The sequence below is a fragment of the Rahnella sp. ATs2 genome, assembly GCF_051851855.1.
In the GTDB taxonomy this organism is placed as follows: Bacteria; Pseudomonadota; Gammaproteobacteria; order Enterobacterales; family Enterobacteriaceae; genus Rahnella; species Rahnella variigena.
The window spans coordinates 231,717-248,639 of record NZ_JBLYPL010000001.1 but is presented as its reverse complement, the minus strand read 5'-3'; the positions used below and the strand labels follow the sequence as shown (position 1 = coordinate 248,639).

Here is a 16,923-nt window from a genome sequence, read left to right as displayed (position 1 = left end):
GGACCGAAAAGGGAATAAACCATGGCCAAACGACCAGAAACAATAGAAACAACGCTGCTTGCTCTTGAATTGTTACGACGAATTCCGCGCGGCAGGAAAACCACCGCCAAAGAATTACACGAACAATTGCTTCATGCGGGAATTGAGCGCGATTTGCGCACCATCCAGCGTCATCTGGAAATGCTCTGCACTCATTTTGATATTGAATGCGACTTACGCAGTCGCCCGTATGGATATCGCTGGTTAGAGGGATCAAAAGGCGTTTCCCTTCCCATGCTAACGCCGCAGGAATCTCTGATTCTGGCCATGGCCGAAGCACACCTCAAGCCGATTCTGCCCAGCAGGTTAATAAGATCAATGACGGGCTTTTTTACTCAGGCTCATCGAAATCTCCACGACATTGGAACCGGGCGGCTCGAGGCGGAGTGGCCGGACAAGGTCAGGGTCGTGGCAACCAGTCAGCCTTTGCTGCCTCCCCCGATAGCGGAAGGTATTTTTGAATCGGTAAGCGAAGCTCTCTATCTCAACCGCTGGCTGAAGATCACCTACCGTAATGCGAGTGGCAAAGAGAGTGAAAACTCAGTGATGCCACTGGGCCTGGCACAGCAGGGGCCCCGCATGTATCTGGTCTGCCGTTTTGAAGGGTATAACAACGAACGGAGTCTGGCGCTAAATCGTATTCTGGCAGCCAGCATCAGCACATTCACCTTTGTGCGCCCTGCCGAATTTAACCTGAAAAAATATGATGATGATGGTCGCTTTGGTTTTGGTGAGGGTCACCAGATATATCTGACGTTTGAAATTGACCGTACCGCCGGACTCCATCTGATTGAATCACCGCTGTCACTGGATCAAACCCATCGGGAAATCGGCAATCAACGCCTGGAATTCTCCGCCACAGTGGTAGACAGCGCCATGCTTAAGTGGTTTTTAGCCGCCTTTGGGGAAGCCGTCAGTAACGTTCAACGGCAGCCTGTTGTGGAAGGAAGCACCGCAGAATGACTCTGAACAACATTACCTGGGGTCTTTGCGCGCCTGCAACCGTACCTTCCGTTAGAAGAACACGTACCTTACAACTTAGCGAAATTGTTGCGCGCTTCCATCATCGGGCTGTGCCAGGTTTGGGCGGCGTCTGGTTTGGGCGCCAACTGATGATGGCGTTACAGGGGGTGGCGATAGCATCTCAGCTGGGCAAAGACGTCAGCAATATCGAAGCCGCGAATGCCATTGAAGCGCTTTGCTGTTGGCAGGGCTTTCGGGAGAATGAAGGGAAGAACCGGGATCGTCGCCTGCGTGGCATCCGTAAGATTCGCAGATTAGAACCTAACCGCCTGACCTTTAACGCCGCAAGAAGACGCGCTTTCTACGTCACCATCCCGATGCGTATGAGTACGATTGAAGCACTGCCCGCACTGGGATTTGTTCATGCTCAGCGTAACTTTAACGCCTTTCAATGCAGTCAGGTGGGCGAACAACTTGTCAGGCTTGAAACGCCGCAAATGGCTGAGCTGAAAAAATGGATCAGCTCACCTGACAGAAAGCCGCCAAAAACCATCAATTCGCCATTAATCTCCTTATCGCAAGATGCCTGCTTGCTGATACGAAACCAGCTGGAAAATGCTGGCAACGACGAGGATAGCAAGCGTCGCAGGGACGCCTTGCGATGGATGGATCGTTTGCGTCAGTCCCCGCCTAAACCACTGAGCTGGAAAGACCGCCCTGACGAAATTTCGTCAGTTCACTGGCACGACTTACAGGCGGGTGCCTATTTCTTCAAAACACAAAACACGGCACTCGCACTACTGGATCTTCTGGAATATGAAATGTCTCAGCGTGGCTCTGCTCTCTCATTGCATCAGAAACTTCCACTTGCAATCAGTGACACGGCTGAAAGGCTGAGACTTGACGCACAAGCATTTTTGGATTTGAAACACAGTGATGCGGCTGCAAACCAGTTTTGCAGCGAATGTACCCTGGAACCTGTGGCTTTATTGCACGCACTGGTCAGCCGTGACGGTCATATTCTCAAGCTAAAGGGCGACGTGATTGAACCTGGCCCGGCCTTTGATAGCGGGGTCTCTCAATCTGCTCAGAACACCGAGGGTGAAGAACAATATGCCGAAGAGGCCTCCGGTTTTTGGCCTGCATCAATATCCTGGCGGATCCGCAACCTGTTCCTGCTCAACCTTGATCTACATGGCAAACTGGCGGATTGGTTAAAGAAGGAAATGAATAATGGCTGATTTCTCAACACTGCCTCCCTCCCTGGCCGACTATTTTGATGCGCCTGAGGGTTATAAGGGGCATTTTGGCTGGCTATGTGGTTATTCAGCAACGGATGACTTTCTGGAAAATGCAGTGGATCGCTTTAGCTGCCTTAATCAGGCTGCGCGGGCTCATCACGGGCAAATAAAGCTGGCACTCTTTCTTGATGCCGGAAATAAGCCCATTTCCACCGTTGATGTCCCCGGCGTATTACATTGCCAGATGAAATCAGCTCCACCGCTGAATTTACTTCATGCGAAAATCGCTCTGCTGGGATTTAAGCCTGACCAACCGGAAGATGCCTGGCGATTACGACTGGTCGTCAGCACCGGAAACTGGACAAAAGAGACACTGACTGAAAGCCTTGATTTGGTCTGGTGCCTGGATCTCTCCAGTGAAGCACTGGAGAACGTCACCAAAGATATTCAACAAAGTTGTGCAGATTTTCGTGCCGCGCAAAATTTGTTTGAGGATATCGCCTCCTGGTGTGACACCAGCCTGTTGTCATTAGAAATAAATGACCGGCTAACGACCGGAGGACTGGCGCGGCTGGATGTCAACGCATGGCTTAACGTATGTCGACAATATGCCCACGGTAAACCCCGTTTGGTCGACAACCGCAAAAGGTCACTCTTTAATCAGTTGAAATCCTGGCTGGAACAGCCTGCCATTGCTGGAAAGAGAAATTATCTTGCGATGGGTTCCGGTTTCTATGAAGGGGGTAAAGGCGACAAATCATTGGTGCCACAGAAAATTGTCCAGCTTTTACAGGACGACGATTTATTAACAAAAAAACCGGAAATTGATCTCTATGTTAATCCTGAGGCTTGTCAGGCGGTTGCTAATAATGTGGCAACGCTCAGAGAACAACATATCACTGTCAGACCCCCTTCTCAGTTGGCAAAGACTGAACGCACCCTACATGCCAAATTTATTTTCAGTGCTAACTACCGCAATGTCAGCGATACGCTGACTCAGTGCTGGCTTTATATGGGCTCAGGAAATCTTACCGGGCCTGGCTTTATGCAGCGAATGAAAACAGGCGTGGGAAATCTCGAAGCCGGCGTATTTTTTTCACCGGAACGGTTGGCGAGAACCGCGGCTGGGAAGCTGGCTCCCGAAAAAACCCTGGCATGGTTGCTACCCATCCAGTCAGAGATTGATTGTGATGCTCTGCAAATGCCCCTTCAGGCGGGACAGGAGATGGAGGAACGCACTCCCTACTTTGCACCGCCCATAACCTGGCTCAAATGGACACCCCTTGCAGACGGTCAGGGTACCCTTCATTACTCTGGATCCCCCGAGAATAACATCACCGCTTTCGCGCCTGGCGGAACTTCGTGTCCCTTGGTTTCGCAGGGGTTTCTATGGCAGGGCGAAATGCCACGCTGGGTGGACATTGCCTGGCCGGCAGATAACGGGACACAGAGTGCAAAAATTCCCGTTGTTGATGCGCTTGGCCGCATTGCAGCAACGCCCTTGCGGCCGCTCGATTTGGAAGAAGTGCTTTGGCAGCTATCCAGTTTTCCTCACACACCCGATGTGGATTTTGCTGATCCAACCAGCATGTTGACAACCTCAACAGCGGGTTCTTTCACGATAAATTCTGACGACCAGCCGGTCTCCTCTCAGCCGGTCAGACAGGTAATGGCGTTAATCGAAGGTATTGCCGAGCGCCAGACCACGCTTCCTGAAAGCCAGTGGCTTTACTGGTGCCGTAGTCTCGAACAGGCACTGATTCAGGCAAGCGACAATGGAGATATCACCCGCTTTATGGATCTTGGTATCAATCCTCTCAGTCCGCTGAGAGAAGCACCTTTCCGACCAGTGTATGCCGAAGACGATCAGAGTGATAAGGGACAGGATTATCTGCAGATGCTGATGCGTATTGAACAAGCATGGGGTGTTGATTCCCTGCGCAATTTCGGAGAGTGTAAATGAAGAATAACTTTCAGGGCTGGCCAGTCGTCACTGAGTTATTACGCGAACTGGTTACGCAGGAACAGGTAGAGCTTAATGCCGGGCAAAAAGCAGCCTTGCTGGCAATTGCCGATCGCATTGAACATCATGGCATTATCCTGGCGGACGAAGTGGGTATGGGAAAAACCCGCATCGCCGCAGCACTTTCCCGTTGCGTCATTGCGGCAGGCGGCAGAGTCGCCGTTTTGATTCCGGGTGGACTGGCGGCCAACTGGCGGGAGGAGCTAAAAACGGTAGGTGTCACCCCTTCCGCACCGCTGCTTAGTCTTAAGCAATATATGAGTGTGTGGGAAACGGACATACCATCCGCCCCCTGGTTTGAGGAAAATTGTCTGATTGTTTCCCACGCCATGGCGAACTGGCGACTGGGCGAAAATAGTCATCCATGGCGCTGGGGATTGCTCCCGGAACTCTGCTGGCGGTGGTCTGAAAAATGTGATTGCCCTTCATTAACCGAACCTCATCTCAAGCTTGCTGCTAAAAAAATCAGCGCGGCGATACGTCGTCTGCCCGCCGCACATCCAGCCAGAAAACAGATGAAATCGCTGACGCGTAAAATCGACTGGGATAAAGCTCTGTCGGATAAAGATTTTGGCGTGTATTCAATACAACGCGAACATCTTGAAACCAGTGTGGGGCTTGGGCTCGGGACGTTTGAACTTGTTATCGTCGATGAAGCGCACAAAAGCCGGGGACAAAGCAGCAGCCTGAATCGCTTGCTGGAAAATATCATTCAGCCTGCCAGTGAAACCCGACGACTGGCCGTCAGCGCAACGCCCATTGAACTCGACAGCCAGCAATGGACACAAATGCTGGCCCGGATTGAGGTCAGTTCTCCCGAAGCCATTCAGGCCATAGAACATTACCAGGCCGCCGTCGCAGACATCAGGGAAAACTATGCCAACAGCCTGTCACAACAGAAGTATTACCAGGCTTCCGCTGCGTTTGAGCAGGCACTTTCGCCGTATCTGTTGCGTCGTGACAAACGCGAAGACGAGTCCGTACAAAAATTCCATCAGCACTCAACCCGTCCCTATCGTCGTAAGAAAGAGATCGTGGTGGATACCTTCTCACTGCCGATGAGTTGGAGACAGGCGATCTGCGCCGCTGAAGCGCTGTCGTTTGTTTCCCGGATGCACGAAGACAGCGCAGCGCAACGACTTAGACTGACGGTTGGCAACGGGCATGGTATCGCCACGCTGTTGAATGCTCCGGAGGAAGACGTGATGCCTCCGTTCGAAACGGATCAGCAAGAAGTCACTGAACCGGGAACCAGGGCGCACGCGGATAAGCGCCAGCAACGTGCCAAATGGTGGCAGAGCCAACTCACCCCCATTCTAAGTACGGGTGAAGAAACACCCCTCTTTACCCATCCTGCAATCCTGGCTGCGGTTGAAGCCGTAGAGGAGGTTTGCTCTCGCGATGAAAAAGTGTTGGTTTTTGGCCGGTTTACCCGACCAATGACCGCACTGGTACAGTTACTTAATGCACGCGAAATGTTGCGAACGCTGGAGTCAAAACAAAATTACTGGCCACATGAACAGTTGCCAGTGTCCGAGTGGCCTGCCGTTCAATGCGCCTGGCGTCAGTTATATGACGGCGAGGCCAGCCAGAAGGACATCAATGCACAACTTGCCAGTCAATACAAAGAGCTAGATAACAGCCGTATCGCATTTCGCAATAGCCTGATTTTACGGCTTGATGAGGGATTATCGACCTGCGAAAGCCACAGTGTGAAAACACTGTTTAACGTCTTTAAGCAACGTGCCCCACGTCGCGATGGTAATGAAGATTTGGTCATCGTTGCCAGGGCTATTTACTCGCTGACCGGGACAGCTGAAGAACGACGCTCCCCTGCGCGCCTGGCAGACGTTTTTACCGATATCGTTAATGCCACGCGTGATCGTGATAACCCCGACAGTGACGAAGAAGTCGACGGGGAGAGTCAATTTGCGGAGCAACGCTGGCAAGTTGTTGTGGACTGGCTCCATGAAGAGTACAGCCGTCGCGAAAGTGACTATGCACGCCTGATGAATGGACAAACCTCGGCAGCCAGTCGCAACTTGATTAATCTGGCCTTCAACCGCCAATACAGCCGCCCTTCTGTTCTTGTCGCTCAATCGCTGGTCGCCAGAGAGGGACTGAACCTGCATCTGGCCTGCAAAACGGTAATCATGCTGCATCCGGAATGGAACCCTGGCGTGGTAGAGCAACAGATTGGCCGGGTCGATCGGTTGAACAGCCTCTGGCAGAAAAAACTTGAGGAAGCACTGAACGCTGGAGAACGCGGCGATGCGTTACCGACCATCGATTTTATGCCGGTTATCTTCAAAGGCACTTACGACGAGCGGAACTGGCAAGTTCTGAACCAGCGTTGGGATAACCTTCGTGCGCAATTACATGGCAATCCCTTTTCAGTCAACACGCTTCAGGACAATGTCGGGAACCGGGAAAATATGCAGTCAGTGATTGATGCTGCACCGAACTTTTCTCCCCTGAACCAAAACAGAAGGCCGTCATTATCTGACTGATAAATTAGCCTGAAGGTTTTCAGGCATGTGCCGTTACTAATAATCAAATTGTAAATTTTTCTTCTGCCGTTTAGACCTTGTGAGTTAACGCCAATGCCAGACGTCAGGGACCGAACTTTCTACATTTTAATAAGGATGATCATGCACGAGAACAATGTTGCTTTACTCTGTGATGAAGCCGGACGGCTATTGCAGTTAAATATTGAATTGCTGCACAAGATGATTAACGAACCGAAAGTATTAGCCAATGACCTGGGGCAGTTATTTGCCCGGCATAAGGCAGAGAAAAGAGTTGAAGAACTTGAGGGTGAGCGGTTAAAAATCGCCCGTAAAGAGATCGTGCTTGCCGTCGTCGGTACCATGAAAGCGGGAAAATCCACCACCATTAATGCCATTGTTGGTAAAGAGATTCTGCCCAATCGTAATCGTCCGATGACGTCAATACCGACATTGATTCGCCATGTGCCGGGTAAGCTTATCCCGGATTTACAGCTAAATAATACTGATGCCCTGCATAACCTTCTGATTGATTTAAATAAGAAAATCAGCACACCAGAAGGTAAACATCTTGTTCGTCAGTTGGAAAAGGACAGTGAGAAGAAAAAATTACTGGCCATCACCCGCAATGTTGAATGGTTGAAAGATACCTATCTTGATGAGGAAGAAATTTTCTCCTGTCTGACCCATCTCAACGACCTTGTGCGCCTTGCCAGCGAACTTGAAGTCGAATTCCCTTTTGATGCCTATGATGAATTCCATGAACTCCCGGTTATTGAAGTGGAATTTAGCCACCTGACCAGTATGGATGACAGTCAGGGCACGTTAACCCTGCTCGATACCCCGGGGCCAAACGAAGCAGGCCAGCCACATTTGCAGGCGATGATGCGAGATCAACTGCAGAAAGCTTCCGCGGTTCTGGCCGTTCTCGATTACACCCAGTTAAATTCTCTGGCCGACCAGAATGTGCGTAAAGAACTTAATGCAATTGCCGAAGTGGCTGCCGGACGCCTGTTTATTCTGGTGAATAAGTTCGATCAGAAAGATCGTAACAGCGATGACGCACCGACGGTTAAGCAAAACGTTCCGGCAATGCTCGATGGTGACGTTCTGACGGCAGAGCAGGTTTATCCGGGCTCTTCCCGCCAGGCATACCTCGCCAACCGGGCCCGAAACGTCCTTAGCCATTCTGATGCGCTACCAATGAGTGAAGAATGGGTAAAGGATTTTGCCCAACTGGCTTATGGACAAATGTGGGATGAAAGCGACCTGCAGGATAAAGTCCAGAGCCTGAACCGTGCTGAAAAGATCTGGCGCCATTCGCTGTTTGATAAGTTGATCACTGAAGTCATTCATGCAGCGCATGCTAAAGCAGCTGCCTTAGCCGTGGATTCTGCTGCATCGAAACTGGTGCAAAACGCTGAAAACGCCCAAGAATACCTGTCTGTGCGCCATCAGGGACTCAGGGCGAGTATTACTACATTGCAGCAACAGATTAATGATCTGCTTACTGATATCGAAAATGTCAATTGCTGCCAGAAATCGGTAGATAAAGAAGTCACTGCTTCCATGCTGCGGGTCAAACAGGAATCTGAAGCTTTAATGACACAGGTTCAGTTAAAACTGGACGGGCAAATCGAACATTATTTCCGTGACGGTAAACGTCAGGAAAAAGAAGAGATTGAATCTTCGCAGCTAAAAAAACGTGAATCTTCACTAGGCAAATTTCCCAGGGTATTGGCGAAAAGATCCAAACCGGTAACGAGGGACTTTGATCCTGATAATCCAGTAGTGACATTTGCAGAGCGTGCTGCAGCGGAGGCCTTTGTAGCTAAAATTGAAAATTCAGTCATGTCTCTTCTGGATGAAATCGAGGGGGACATCAAGCCGACCCTGACGGATATTGTTGCCGGGATTGAAGAGAGTTTCCACGGTAACGCGCTAAGAGCGATAGATAATATTGCTAACCAGATCAATTCACGCCTGGAAGAGGGTGGATTCTCAATTAAGATCTCGTTCCCCCAGGTTAAAAACCTGCAGGCTCCTTTGTCTGTCAGAAGTCGTATGACCACATTGCTAGAAGAAAAATCGTTTAAAGAAACGCATTATCGCCGCTCCAGTAGTATGTGGGGATCTGTATGCAAATGGTTTAGCACCAACGACTGGGGTTGGGAGGACTACAGTGTGGAGGTTGTCAAATCAGTGGTTGATATCAATAAAATAAAAGCAGCAGTAAAAGTTCAGAGGAAGGAACATTTCGAACAACTCAATAAAATTATTCAGGAAGAAATCAAAGACCCCATCGTTGCTGAGATCGACCTGTTCTTTCAGCAGTTTAAAAGTAAAGTTGAGCAACTCCGCAATACTCTGATCCAAAGTACAGAAGATCACAAAAGTGACAAGCAGCAGCAGGAACAGCTCACAGAACGTTTACATGAATTGCAGAAGCTGACGCCGGAAATGATACTCGACGGTAAAGCGCTGAAAGAAGAACTGGAGGCGCTACTCTGATGACACTTTTTAAAGAGACTTTTACTAATATTGAAGCCTGCCAGGTACTTGAGTGTATTCCTGAAAAATTCGTTGTCGATTTTGCTAACGGTATTGATGTTGTAAACGATCATCTGCGCAGCTCGCAAAACCGGTCATTCTTTCAGCGAATTAAAGAGGGCATGAGTGGACAATCAGCTGCCAGACAACAGGCGATAAACGCTTCTTTTAATGACGGAATACAGGCATCCCTTACCTGGCTCACCGAGCTGACGTCATCACTGGCAGGCACCAATTTAGCCGTGTCGCGGGTCAACGAACGCGTTAATGCGTTGTTGCAGGATACGGCGAAAATTGCGGAATATTCCGCTGACACACGTGAACAGTTACGTGAGCTTGCCAGCCACGTTAACCAACGCGTAGGCAAACTGGAAGAGCAGCTCCAGCGCGTCGATAGCCTTCAACAGGGTCAGTTGCATCTAGACCGTATTTTCTCTAACTGGAGTGCAGGACGTTATGCCGCGCTTCCGCTGGCCGGGCGTTGCTACGTGGCACTTGAAGAATTGCGCTGGGGAGCTTTTGGCGATGTTATCCGACAGGCTGAAGCAAAACAGGCTGAACAGTTTATTGAGATGTTGAAAAACAGGGCGCTGACCCAGATGGCTCTGGATTTCGGGACAAAACCCAATGCGCGTCATGACGTCCGTAACTGGTTGGCCTGGCAGGCTGGCGCAGTACAAGACACAGCCTGGCCTGCGGTCATTAACTGGATGGCTAACTGGTGTAAGGAAGAGAGTCATCCGATTAGCTGGGCCGTTACTCAATCCTATGAAACGCTGCCCATCAGGATGCCCCGAATTTGTTCAGCAGAACGCATTGCAGACGCGATGGTCGACGAAGTGTTTAGCGAGGACCTGAAATGAATCAACCCATAAAAGTGGGCCTGGCGCTGTCTGGCGGCGGAGCTATTGGTGCTTATCAGGTTGGGGTTATCAGAGCGCTTGCAGAGTCCGGCACGGAAATTCACTGCATAGCCGGTGCCAGCATCGGTGCCCTGAATGGCGCCATTCTTTCATCCTCCGCATCGCTGGAACAAGGTGCAGCCCGAATGGGTGAGATATGGCACCATCTGGGCACTAATGAGGTGCTTAAATTCAATAAATCGGCTTATCTGCGGTTACTGACGCAATATGGCCTCGCAATGGGGCTTTCGCCCCTGCTTAGTAAATCCGGAACATTACTGGGTGCTCTGATAAACGGTCTGGGAATAAGATCATTTTCTGCTCTGCAGGACGATGAATCTCTATTATCTGACCAACCGTTAATAGAATTGATGAACCAGTTTTTGGATCCCGATGCATTAGCCAGCGGAACACCGTTATATGCTTCGCTCTATCCCACAGAGGGAGGCTTCTCCGATATTATAAGCTGCGCACTGGCTGAATTTGGTGTAGGTAAAACACAAGATTCGGAGTTCCAACTGATTCAGGCCTTACCTCAAACCCTGCAAAGAGAAGCACTGTTGGCCTCAGCTGCACTGCCGCTGCTGTTTCAATCCCGCGACATTAACGGCAAGCACTACAGTGATGGTGGGATGGGTGGATGGGCAACCCTGCAGGGTAATACGCCGGTCACCCCGCTGGTTGATGCCGGTTGTAATATGGTGATCGTCACGCATTTGAGCGACGGTTCATTATGGGATCGCCATCATTTTCCAGATACCACAGTCCTGGAAATCCGGCCACAAACTTCACTAAGCCGTAACGAAGGCGTACTCGGAGGAATGAAGGACCTGCTGGGATTCACGGCTGAAAACATCGACTCATGGATTGACCAGGGATATCGGGACACGGTTGCCGTGATGGCACGTATTAAAGCCCCAATACAGTCGCGTCAGGCTTTGAATACATCGGTATCAATGCTTGAAAACAGTGAGTCACATCATGCTCAGAGTAATGCCCTGCTCCAGAGCGCAATGGCGCGGCTTAAATAAGGTCAGTTTAAAAACACACGAAGTATCACGTCATTTCATTTTTTAGGGAGAAGAGTAAAGTGAGTTCAGAACAATCTATGCCTCTGATTAATAAGACACTCTCACTTGATAAGTTGTTGCGTTATGCTTCACCTGCACAACTTTCTGAACTGGCTGATATCATTACTGACTCAGGAAAAGGTCGTCTGGCACTGACTGAAAACAGTAAGAAAAATATTCTGGCACACCAGAGACGCAGAGCACTTCACATTATTAGCGCGGATTTAGCGCGTGAAATTTGTGCGTTTGGCGGAAACACCGTGGTTAATGCATTCCGTTCAACATCTCAACCTTCTTACCTTGCTGTCGCCACGGATGTCGCCAAAAAAATGGGGGTGAAAGTTCCCAAAAATGCTTCAGTCTGCGATATTGAGGAGTTAATTATCAAACAAATTCTGACTACCTCTTTTAAAGGGAAGAGTAAGGAAGAAATCGAGGCGTTATTTAATGCGCATAATTGTAAGTTTGATAACCAGCAACTTGAAAAATTATTGAAAAAGGGGAAGACAGCTGATTTAGTCTCCTGGCTTTACTCCACTTGCGGACCCTATACACTTTCCCGGCTGGTCAACTCGGCGATGGTTCCGGCACTCAATGTGGCAGCGAAAGCGGGGATCCCCCTGATTGGAAAAGCGATTGCGATCCGCGCTCCTGCAATGATGAACCCGATAGCAGCAGTCATTTCGGCTGCCTGGGTCACTTATGATCTCACGGGGCCCGCCTTTCGTATCACCCTTCCCGCGGTGATACGCATTGCGTGTATCCGTCAGGCCTATATCAGGCAGGAAACTGATAAATTTTGCCAGGAGCTTAAAAAATGTCTGTGATTCCAGAAGTTCTTTACCGTACGTTCCAACAATCACCAGAAATTTTGGAAGGCCTCAAGACCGGGCTTTATGCTATTTATGGTGGTGTTATTCGCGTTACAAAAGGGAATGACAAGGCGGGAAGTATTATTGCTCATTTGAAATTTCCAGGTAATGCAGAGCAAACGGCAGAAAGTATAGAGAAATTGAAATCTTCACTTTCCAATATCCAGGGCGGCATTGACACCTTGCAAAATTCTCTCGGGACATTGCAAAATCTTCAGTATGCCAATATTGCACTTGCCGGACTTAACCTGGCCGTATCAGCTGCTGGCTTCGCCATCGTCTGTAAGAAACTTAATAATATCGAGTCCATTCTGCATACGCATACTGAGAAACTTGACACGCTACTTTCATTAGCCTTAGATGCCCAGCTGAAGGCCTCATTCCAGCAGACCGCCCGTTTTAATGCTGTCATCACCACTGCCCGGCAATTTGTTGAGATGAATGATTACGAACAGCTGAAAACACTGATACGTCCTTTCAATGAGCAGTACGAATTTACCAGCCTGATTTTAAAAAATTGCGCTCGTTCAGCAAACGATCCGACCTTCCTCACTTCATTACCTGAATTATCCCTGCTTCAGGAACGCTTTATGCATCTTGGAATGTGCCTGAGCTATATTCAGCAAAAAATCAATGCGCCCAAATACGCCATAGAGACAATGCAAAAAATGCAAAACGACTGGCTGGAAATTAATGAAACTATCGTTGAGACATTAACTTCATCGCCAGAGACGATACATGCACTGACTCAACACAATGCCGGAAGCATACGTTCTTTCCTCGACTACCGAAAAGAGCGTATTTCAGGTATTGAGTATCAGACAAACCTGCTGATATTAGCAGAGAAGCGGCCTGAACTGACCCAGGTAATCAATGCCGAAAGCGATGATATTCTGTTATTGGCGGCATAGAAAATAAGATGAAATCCAGAACATTCACTGATAACACTTGATGTGGTTTGATGAGGTAGATTTCCATAGAATGCTAAGGCCGGGAAGACTGCTATTTCATTGAATTACAGGTGTAAAAGAAGACGTCAGCCAGGAATGGCTGGCGCATTAGTTTCTGGGGCCTCGCCGACAAATCCTAAAGGCCGCCTGTCAATGCTGCCGTTATGGCATGAGACCCCACTCCTTTTTCACCGACTCTCCCTCCAGGCCCTAACCCCGGATTTACTACTTTCTCCTTAACTCTTCTGCTGCCTTCACGAATTCACTAAGGCCCCCCCCCGCATTATTCTCAACCGCCATTTTCCCGGCAATCGCCCTTGGCCACCTGATTGAAGCGTCCACTAAAGAAGGCAAACGCCCTCTGAATGTTTATCTCTTTTATGCGGTTAACTGGCGGGTGGAAAGCATTCCAGCATACCGGGAACCTCTTTTGGACAAATGATGTTCTGTCAGAACACGCTCGTGACGCGTCGCATAGTTTTTAACGTAAGAGCGTTGAATTACCTATTCTTTGCGAGCATGATCGCAATAACTTCAACCTGTTAAACTTCAGCTATGACCTCTCATAAAGCACTGCAAACGGCAATTTCAAATGTGGCAGTCTGGCGCAAAGGCGACCAGTGCGCGCCGCATAAACCTCTGCTGTTGCTTTATGTTCTATCTCAATACCTGAGAGGCCATCCCCGACTCTTCGACTATGGGCAAGAGATCCACGAACCGCTGACAAAATTGCTGGCTGACTTCGGCCCTAAGCGGCGCGACTATTATCCGAATATGCCGTTCTGGCGGTTGAGAACCGACGGATTCTGGTCACTGGAAAATACTGAAAGCTGTAAGCCACGCAAAGGCAATACTCAGCCGACAAAACGTGAGCTGATTGAGAATCATGTGACTGGTGGTTTTGACGAAAGCAGTTACCAGATCCTTCGTGAAGCGCCGGAAATGATTAACAAGCTGGCGCAACAGATCATGACAGAGCGTTTCCCGGAAAGCCTCCAGATACTTCTCGCAGACCGCCTCGGGTTTGATTTTACGTCTCTGATGAAAGCGCGCGATCCGCGTTTCAGGGAGATTGTTCTGCGGGCATATCACTCGCGCTGCGCAATATGTGGCTACGATTTGCGGCTGGATGGCGCACTCGTAGGACTGGAGGCGGCGCATATCCGCTGGAAACAATACGGCGGGCCCTGTGAAGTGAATAACGGGCTGGCCCTTTGTTCCCTTCATCATTCCGCCTTTGATATGGGAGCGATAGGAATAGATGAGCATATGACTATCCATATTTCCGGTGGCGTAAACCGCAGCCCGGTTGTGGATCACCTTTTCTGGCAGCGTGACGGAAAACAACTTTATTTACCGCAAGATAAAGTTTACTGGCCGGCGGAAAGGTTTATTGAATGGCATCAGAGTCAGGTGTTTAAGAACTGAGGGTTTAGTATCCATTATATTTTTTACTGAAAAGGAAATTTGGGCATAATTATGAGATATCTCAATATATTAAAATCCATCGAAATTGCTGAAAGAAGAAGAAAATCCCACAAGAAAACATACAAAAGAGATTTTCGATTTTTGTTAATAATCTCGGGTTTGGGTTTCCTGTCAGTAGCAATGGCTTTTGTATATTACCTTACAAAAATAGAATGGTTAAAATTAATTGGTCTTTTACTTCTATTATTAATTTATTTTACAATTCCAGCCATGCATATCTATAGGGCCTATCAGTGTCGTTCAAAAATTAAACGTTCCTTTCTTTTACCCTTATGCGAATCTCTTAACCTTAATGTAAAAACGGAGCTATCAGTAGATACATTATATTTACCTGCACTGAAGAAATTAACAAGGGAGGAGTTAAAGTTAGGACTATTAGAGATAAAAAATGAAAGGGTATTCCTTGAGAAAAGAATGAATCTTCTGATCGGGCCTATCGATAAGCTGGGTATCCTCCCAGGCATTGTCGCAACCATTACTGCTCTGACAAAAATCCCGGAAAACTACAATTGGATTTCAGCCATTGCTTACGGATACATGGTCTTATCCTTTCTATCACTATTCTTTTATCACCTGATCATGCGTTATGAAAGGATGATTGCATTGACTGAACTGGCTCTGGAAAGTAAATCCCCTTCTCCAGCCATTTGAAGAAATGATGCGTCCAAAACTTATCCGAAGCTCAAAATATAGGCTGCTTAGTCTACGGACTCGGGGGCGTTTCAAATTGATGTAGATTGAATCAGGTTGACTTATTTTGACTGAAAAGCGGGGCAAAGCCTTGCGGGGACTGAATTTCAGGCATAAAAAAAGCCAACCGCGGGTGACTTAATTTACATACATATGGTGCCGAAGGCCGGACTCGAACCGGCACACCTTGCGGCGGTTGATTTTGAATCAACTGCGTCTACCGATTTCGCCACTTCGGCACTGAAAGTAGTATGCGGAAAACGTGGGCATTATACCCAGCCCAGCGGGTCACGCAATAGTTATCCCGTGTTGTTCGGTTTAAGTGTTGAAAAAACAGTCATACACCGCAACTCGGTGAGGATTTGCTGACAAAAATCTTCGTTTTGCCCGCGTTTTTCCGGTGCCGTTTTTCAAACTTCGCATTAGTATACAAATCACGAATAGATCTTGCCCTGTTGATGGATACCAGCTTGTTGAAAAAACTCTCTCTTTCGCTCCTCGCGCTGGCCTTCGCCAGTACGCCTTTATGGAGCCACGCGCAGACTACTGCGCGTCTGGCGTCGCAGGTCGTGGATGACCATGCAGAACACATCTTTTACGGCAGTGGCGCAATGGGAATGGCGCTGGTGGTCGTTGATAATAATCAGCAGGTTTTCCGCAGCTTCGGGGAAACAAAACCGGGCTCCGATTTACGTCCGCGTGAAGACTCCGTGGTGCGTATCGCCTCGCTGACTAAGCTCATTACCAGCGAAGTGCTGGTGAAAATGGCGCAGCAGGGAAAAGTCAGCATTAATGACCCGCTGCGTAAATATGCTCCGGCCGGTGCGCGCGTGCCGGCTTACAGCGGCACAAATCCGATTACGCTGCTGAATCTGGCTACGCATACCAGCGGCCTGCCGCGTGAGCAGCCGGGCGGTGCGGCGCATCGTGCCGTCTTTACCTGGCCGACGAAAAGCGATCGCTGGACCTGGCTGAGCGTCGCAAAACTCACTGTGCCACCGGGCGCCCGCGCGTCTTACTCCAATCTGGCGTTTGACCTGCTTTCCGATGCGCTGTCAAAAGCCGCTAATCAGCCTTATACACAACTGCTGCGCGATCAAATCACCAAGCCGCTGGGCATGATCGATACCACGCTGACGCCAAATGCCAGTCAGTGTTCGCGCCTGATGGAAGGCCTGCGTCCGAGTCCGTGCATCAACACCATTGCAGCAGCGGGCAGTGGCGGTCTTTATTCAACGCCTGCCGATATGGGCCGCTGGATGCGTCAGTTCCTCGGACAACGCACCACAACCGCCGATATGGCGCAGAAGATGTATTACAAACGTTCAGATCTGGTGTCGCTCAAAGGGATGGATGTGCCGGGCATGGCGGACTCGCTGGGAATGGGCTGGGTAACGATGGCGCCAACGCCGTTGTTGCCGCGTATCATTCAGAAAACCGGCGGTGGCGGCGGCTTTATCACGTATGTGGCGATGGTGCCGCAGCGCGGTGTTGGCGTGTTCGTGGTGGTTACCCGTAGCGAACTGACCAAGTTTAAGAACATGAGTGATGGCGTGAACGATCTGGTCGCCGATCTGGTGCGTAATAACGAGATCTGACGCTCCGGCTGACAATCTTCAGACGTAAAA

At 49.3% G+C, this 16,923-nt stretch carries 12 protein-coding genes and 1 tRNA gene; 12 read left to right on the top strand and 1 reads right to left on the bottom strand.

The genetic code is table 11. The features are described from left to right. Nucleotides 1-21 precede the first annotated feature (21 nt). From ACJY2G_RS01145 to ACJY2G_RS01095, 11 genes are all read left to right on the top strand, one after another. A complete protein-coding gene (locus tag ACJY2G_RS01145) occupies nucleotides 22-1,002 on the top strand; it encodes a helix-turn-helix transcriptional regulator (RefSeq protein ID WP_112289459.1) in 981 nt (326 codons plus the stop codon). Continuing rightward, a complete protein-coding gene (locus tag ACJY2G_RS01140; RefSeq protein ID WP_430319919.1) occupies nucleotides 999-2,243 on the top strand; it encodes a hypothetical protein in 1,245 nt (414 codons plus the stop codon). Before ACJY2G_RS01145 ends, ACJY2G_RS01140 begins: the two co-directional genes overlap by 4 nt. Further along, nucleotides 2,236-4,206, top strand: a complete 1,971-nt coding sequence (locus ACJY2G_RS01135; protein ID WP_439291072.1) for a hypothetical protein — start codon at nucleotides 2,236-2,238, stop codon at nucleotides 4,204-4,206. The genes ACJY2G_RS01140 and ACJY2G_RS01135 overlap by 8 nt, the downstream gene beginning before the upstream one ends. Continuing rightward, nucleotides 4,203-6,776: an SNF2-related protein gene (locus ACJY2G_RS01130; RefSeq protein ID WP_430319917.1), complete on the top strand. Its 2,574-nt coding sequence runs from the start codon at nucleotides 4,203-4,205 to the stop codon at nucleotides 6,774-6,776. Before ACJY2G_RS01135 ends, ACJY2G_RS01130 begins: the two co-directional genes overlap by 4 nt. Nucleotides 6,777-6,917: 141 nt before the next feature. Then, entirely contained in the window at nucleotides 6,918-9,284 is a 2,367-nt protein-coding gene (locus tag ACJY2G_RS01125) for a dynamin family protein (RefSeq protein ID WP_430319916.1), read from the top strand. After that, nucleotides 9,284-10,186: a diguanylate cyclase regulator RdcB family protein gene (locus tag ACJY2G_RS01120; protein ID WP_430319915.1), complete on the top strand. Its 903-nt coding sequence runs from the start codon at nucleotides 9,284-9,286 to the stop codon at nucleotides 10,184-10,186. Before ACJY2G_RS01125 ends, ACJY2G_RS01120 begins: the two co-directional genes overlap by 1 nt. Beyond that, a complete protein-coding gene (locus ACJY2G_RS01115; RefSeq protein WP_112289454.1) occupies nucleotides 10,183-11,256 on the top strand; it encodes a patatin-like phospholipase family protein in 1,074 nt (357 codons plus the stop codon). The genes ACJY2G_RS01120 and ACJY2G_RS01115 overlap by 4 nt, the downstream gene beginning before the upstream one ends. Nucleotides 11,257-11,315: 59 nt before the next feature. Beyond that, the gene (locus ACJY2G_RS01110) at nucleotides 11,316-12,122 is read left to right on the top strand and encodes a hypothetical protein (RefSeq protein WP_439291069.1); all 807 of its coding nucleotides are present in this window, start codon (nucleotides 11,316-11,318) and stop codon (nucleotides 12,120-12,122) included. After that, nucleotides 12,113-13,078, top strand: coding sequence for a hypothetical protein (locus tag ACJY2G_RS01105; RefSeq protein ID WP_430319913.1), 966 nt, complete (start codon nucleotides 12,113-12,115; stop codon nucleotides 13,076-13,078). Before ACJY2G_RS01110 ends, ACJY2G_RS01105 begins: the two co-directional genes overlap by 10 nt. A 594-nt stretch (nucleotides 13,079-13,672) precedes the next feature. After that, nucleotides 13,673-14,545 carry a phosphorothioated DNA-binding restriction endonuclease gene (locus tag ACJY2G_RS01100; protein ID WP_430319912.1) on the top strand — a complete coding sequence of 291 codons (873 nt, stop codon included), beginning with the start codon at nucleotides 13,673-13,675 and terminating at the stop codon, nucleotides 14,543-14,545. Nucleotides 14,546-14,596: 51 nt separating this feature from the next. Next, the gene (locus tag ACJY2G_RS01095; RefSeq protein ID WP_430319911.1) at nucleotides 14,597-15,256 is read left to right on the top strand and encodes a hypothetical protein; all 660 of its coding nucleotides are present in this window, start codon (nucleotides 14,597-14,599) and stop codon (nucleotides 15,254-15,256) included. Between the two features lie 193 nt (nucleotides 15,257-15,449). On the opposite strand, the gene ACJY2G_RS01090 is transcribed toward ACJY2G_RS01095, so the two are convergent. Further along, nucleotides 15,450-15,534, bottom strand: a tRNA-Leu gene (locus tag ACJY2G_RS01090). 219 nt (nucleotides 15,535-15,753) lie between these two features. Here ACJY2G_RS01090 and ampH point away from each other — a divergent pair. Further along, nucleotides 15,754-16,893 (top strand): D-alanyl-D-alanine-carboxypeptidase/endopeptidase AmpH, encoded by a 1,140-nt coding sequence (ampH, locus tag ACJY2G_RS01085; RefSeq protein ID WP_112289449.1) that lies wholly within the window; start codon nucleotides 15,754-15,756, stop codon nucleotides 16,891-16,893. Nucleotides 16,894-16,923: the final 30 nt, after the last annotated feature.

Coding starts and splice junctions, on each gene's coding strand:
- ACJY2G_RS01145 (WP_112289459.1), top strand. CDS start 22: ATGGCCAAACGACCAGAAACAATAGAAACAACGCTGCTTGCTCTTGAA.
- ACJY2G_RS01140 (WP_430319919.1), top strand. CDS start 999: ATGACTCTGAACAACATTACCTGGGGTCTTTGCGCGCCTGCAACCGTA.
- ACJY2G_RS01135 (WP_439291072.1), top strand. CDS start 2,236: ATGGCTGATTTCTCAACACTGCCTCCCTCCCTGGCCGACTATTTTGAT.
- ACJY2G_RS01130 (WP_430319917.1), top strand. CDS start 4,203: ATGAAGAATAACTTTCAGGGCTGGCCAGTCGTCACTGAGTTATTACGC.
- ACJY2G_RS01125 (WP_430319916.1), top strand. CDS start 6,918: ATGCACGAGAACAATGTTGCTTTACTCTGTGATGAAGCCGGACGGCTA.
- ACJY2G_RS01120 (WP_430319915.1), top strand. CDS start 9,284: ATGACACTTTTTAAAGAGACTTTTACTAATATTGAAGCCTGCCAGGTA.
- ACJY2G_RS01115 (WP_112289454.1), top strand. CDS start 10,183: ATGAATCAACCCATAAAAGTGGGCCTGGCGCTGTCTGGCGGCGGAGCT.
- ACJY2G_RS01105 (WP_430319913.1), top strand. CDS start 12,113: ATGTCTGTGATTCCAGAAGTTCTTTACCGTACGTTCCAACAATCACCA.
- ACJY2G_RS01100 (WP_430319912.1), top strand. CDS start 13,673: ATGACCTCTCATAAAGCACTGCAAACGGCAATTTCAAATGTGGCAGTC.
- ACJY2G_RS01095 (WP_430319911.1), top strand. CDS start 14,597: ATGAGATATCTCAATATATTAAAATCCATCGAAATTGCTGAAAGAAGA.
- ampH (WP_112289449.1), top strand. CDS start 15,754: ATGGATACCAGCTTGTTGAAAAAACTCTCTCTTTCGCTCCTCGCGCTG.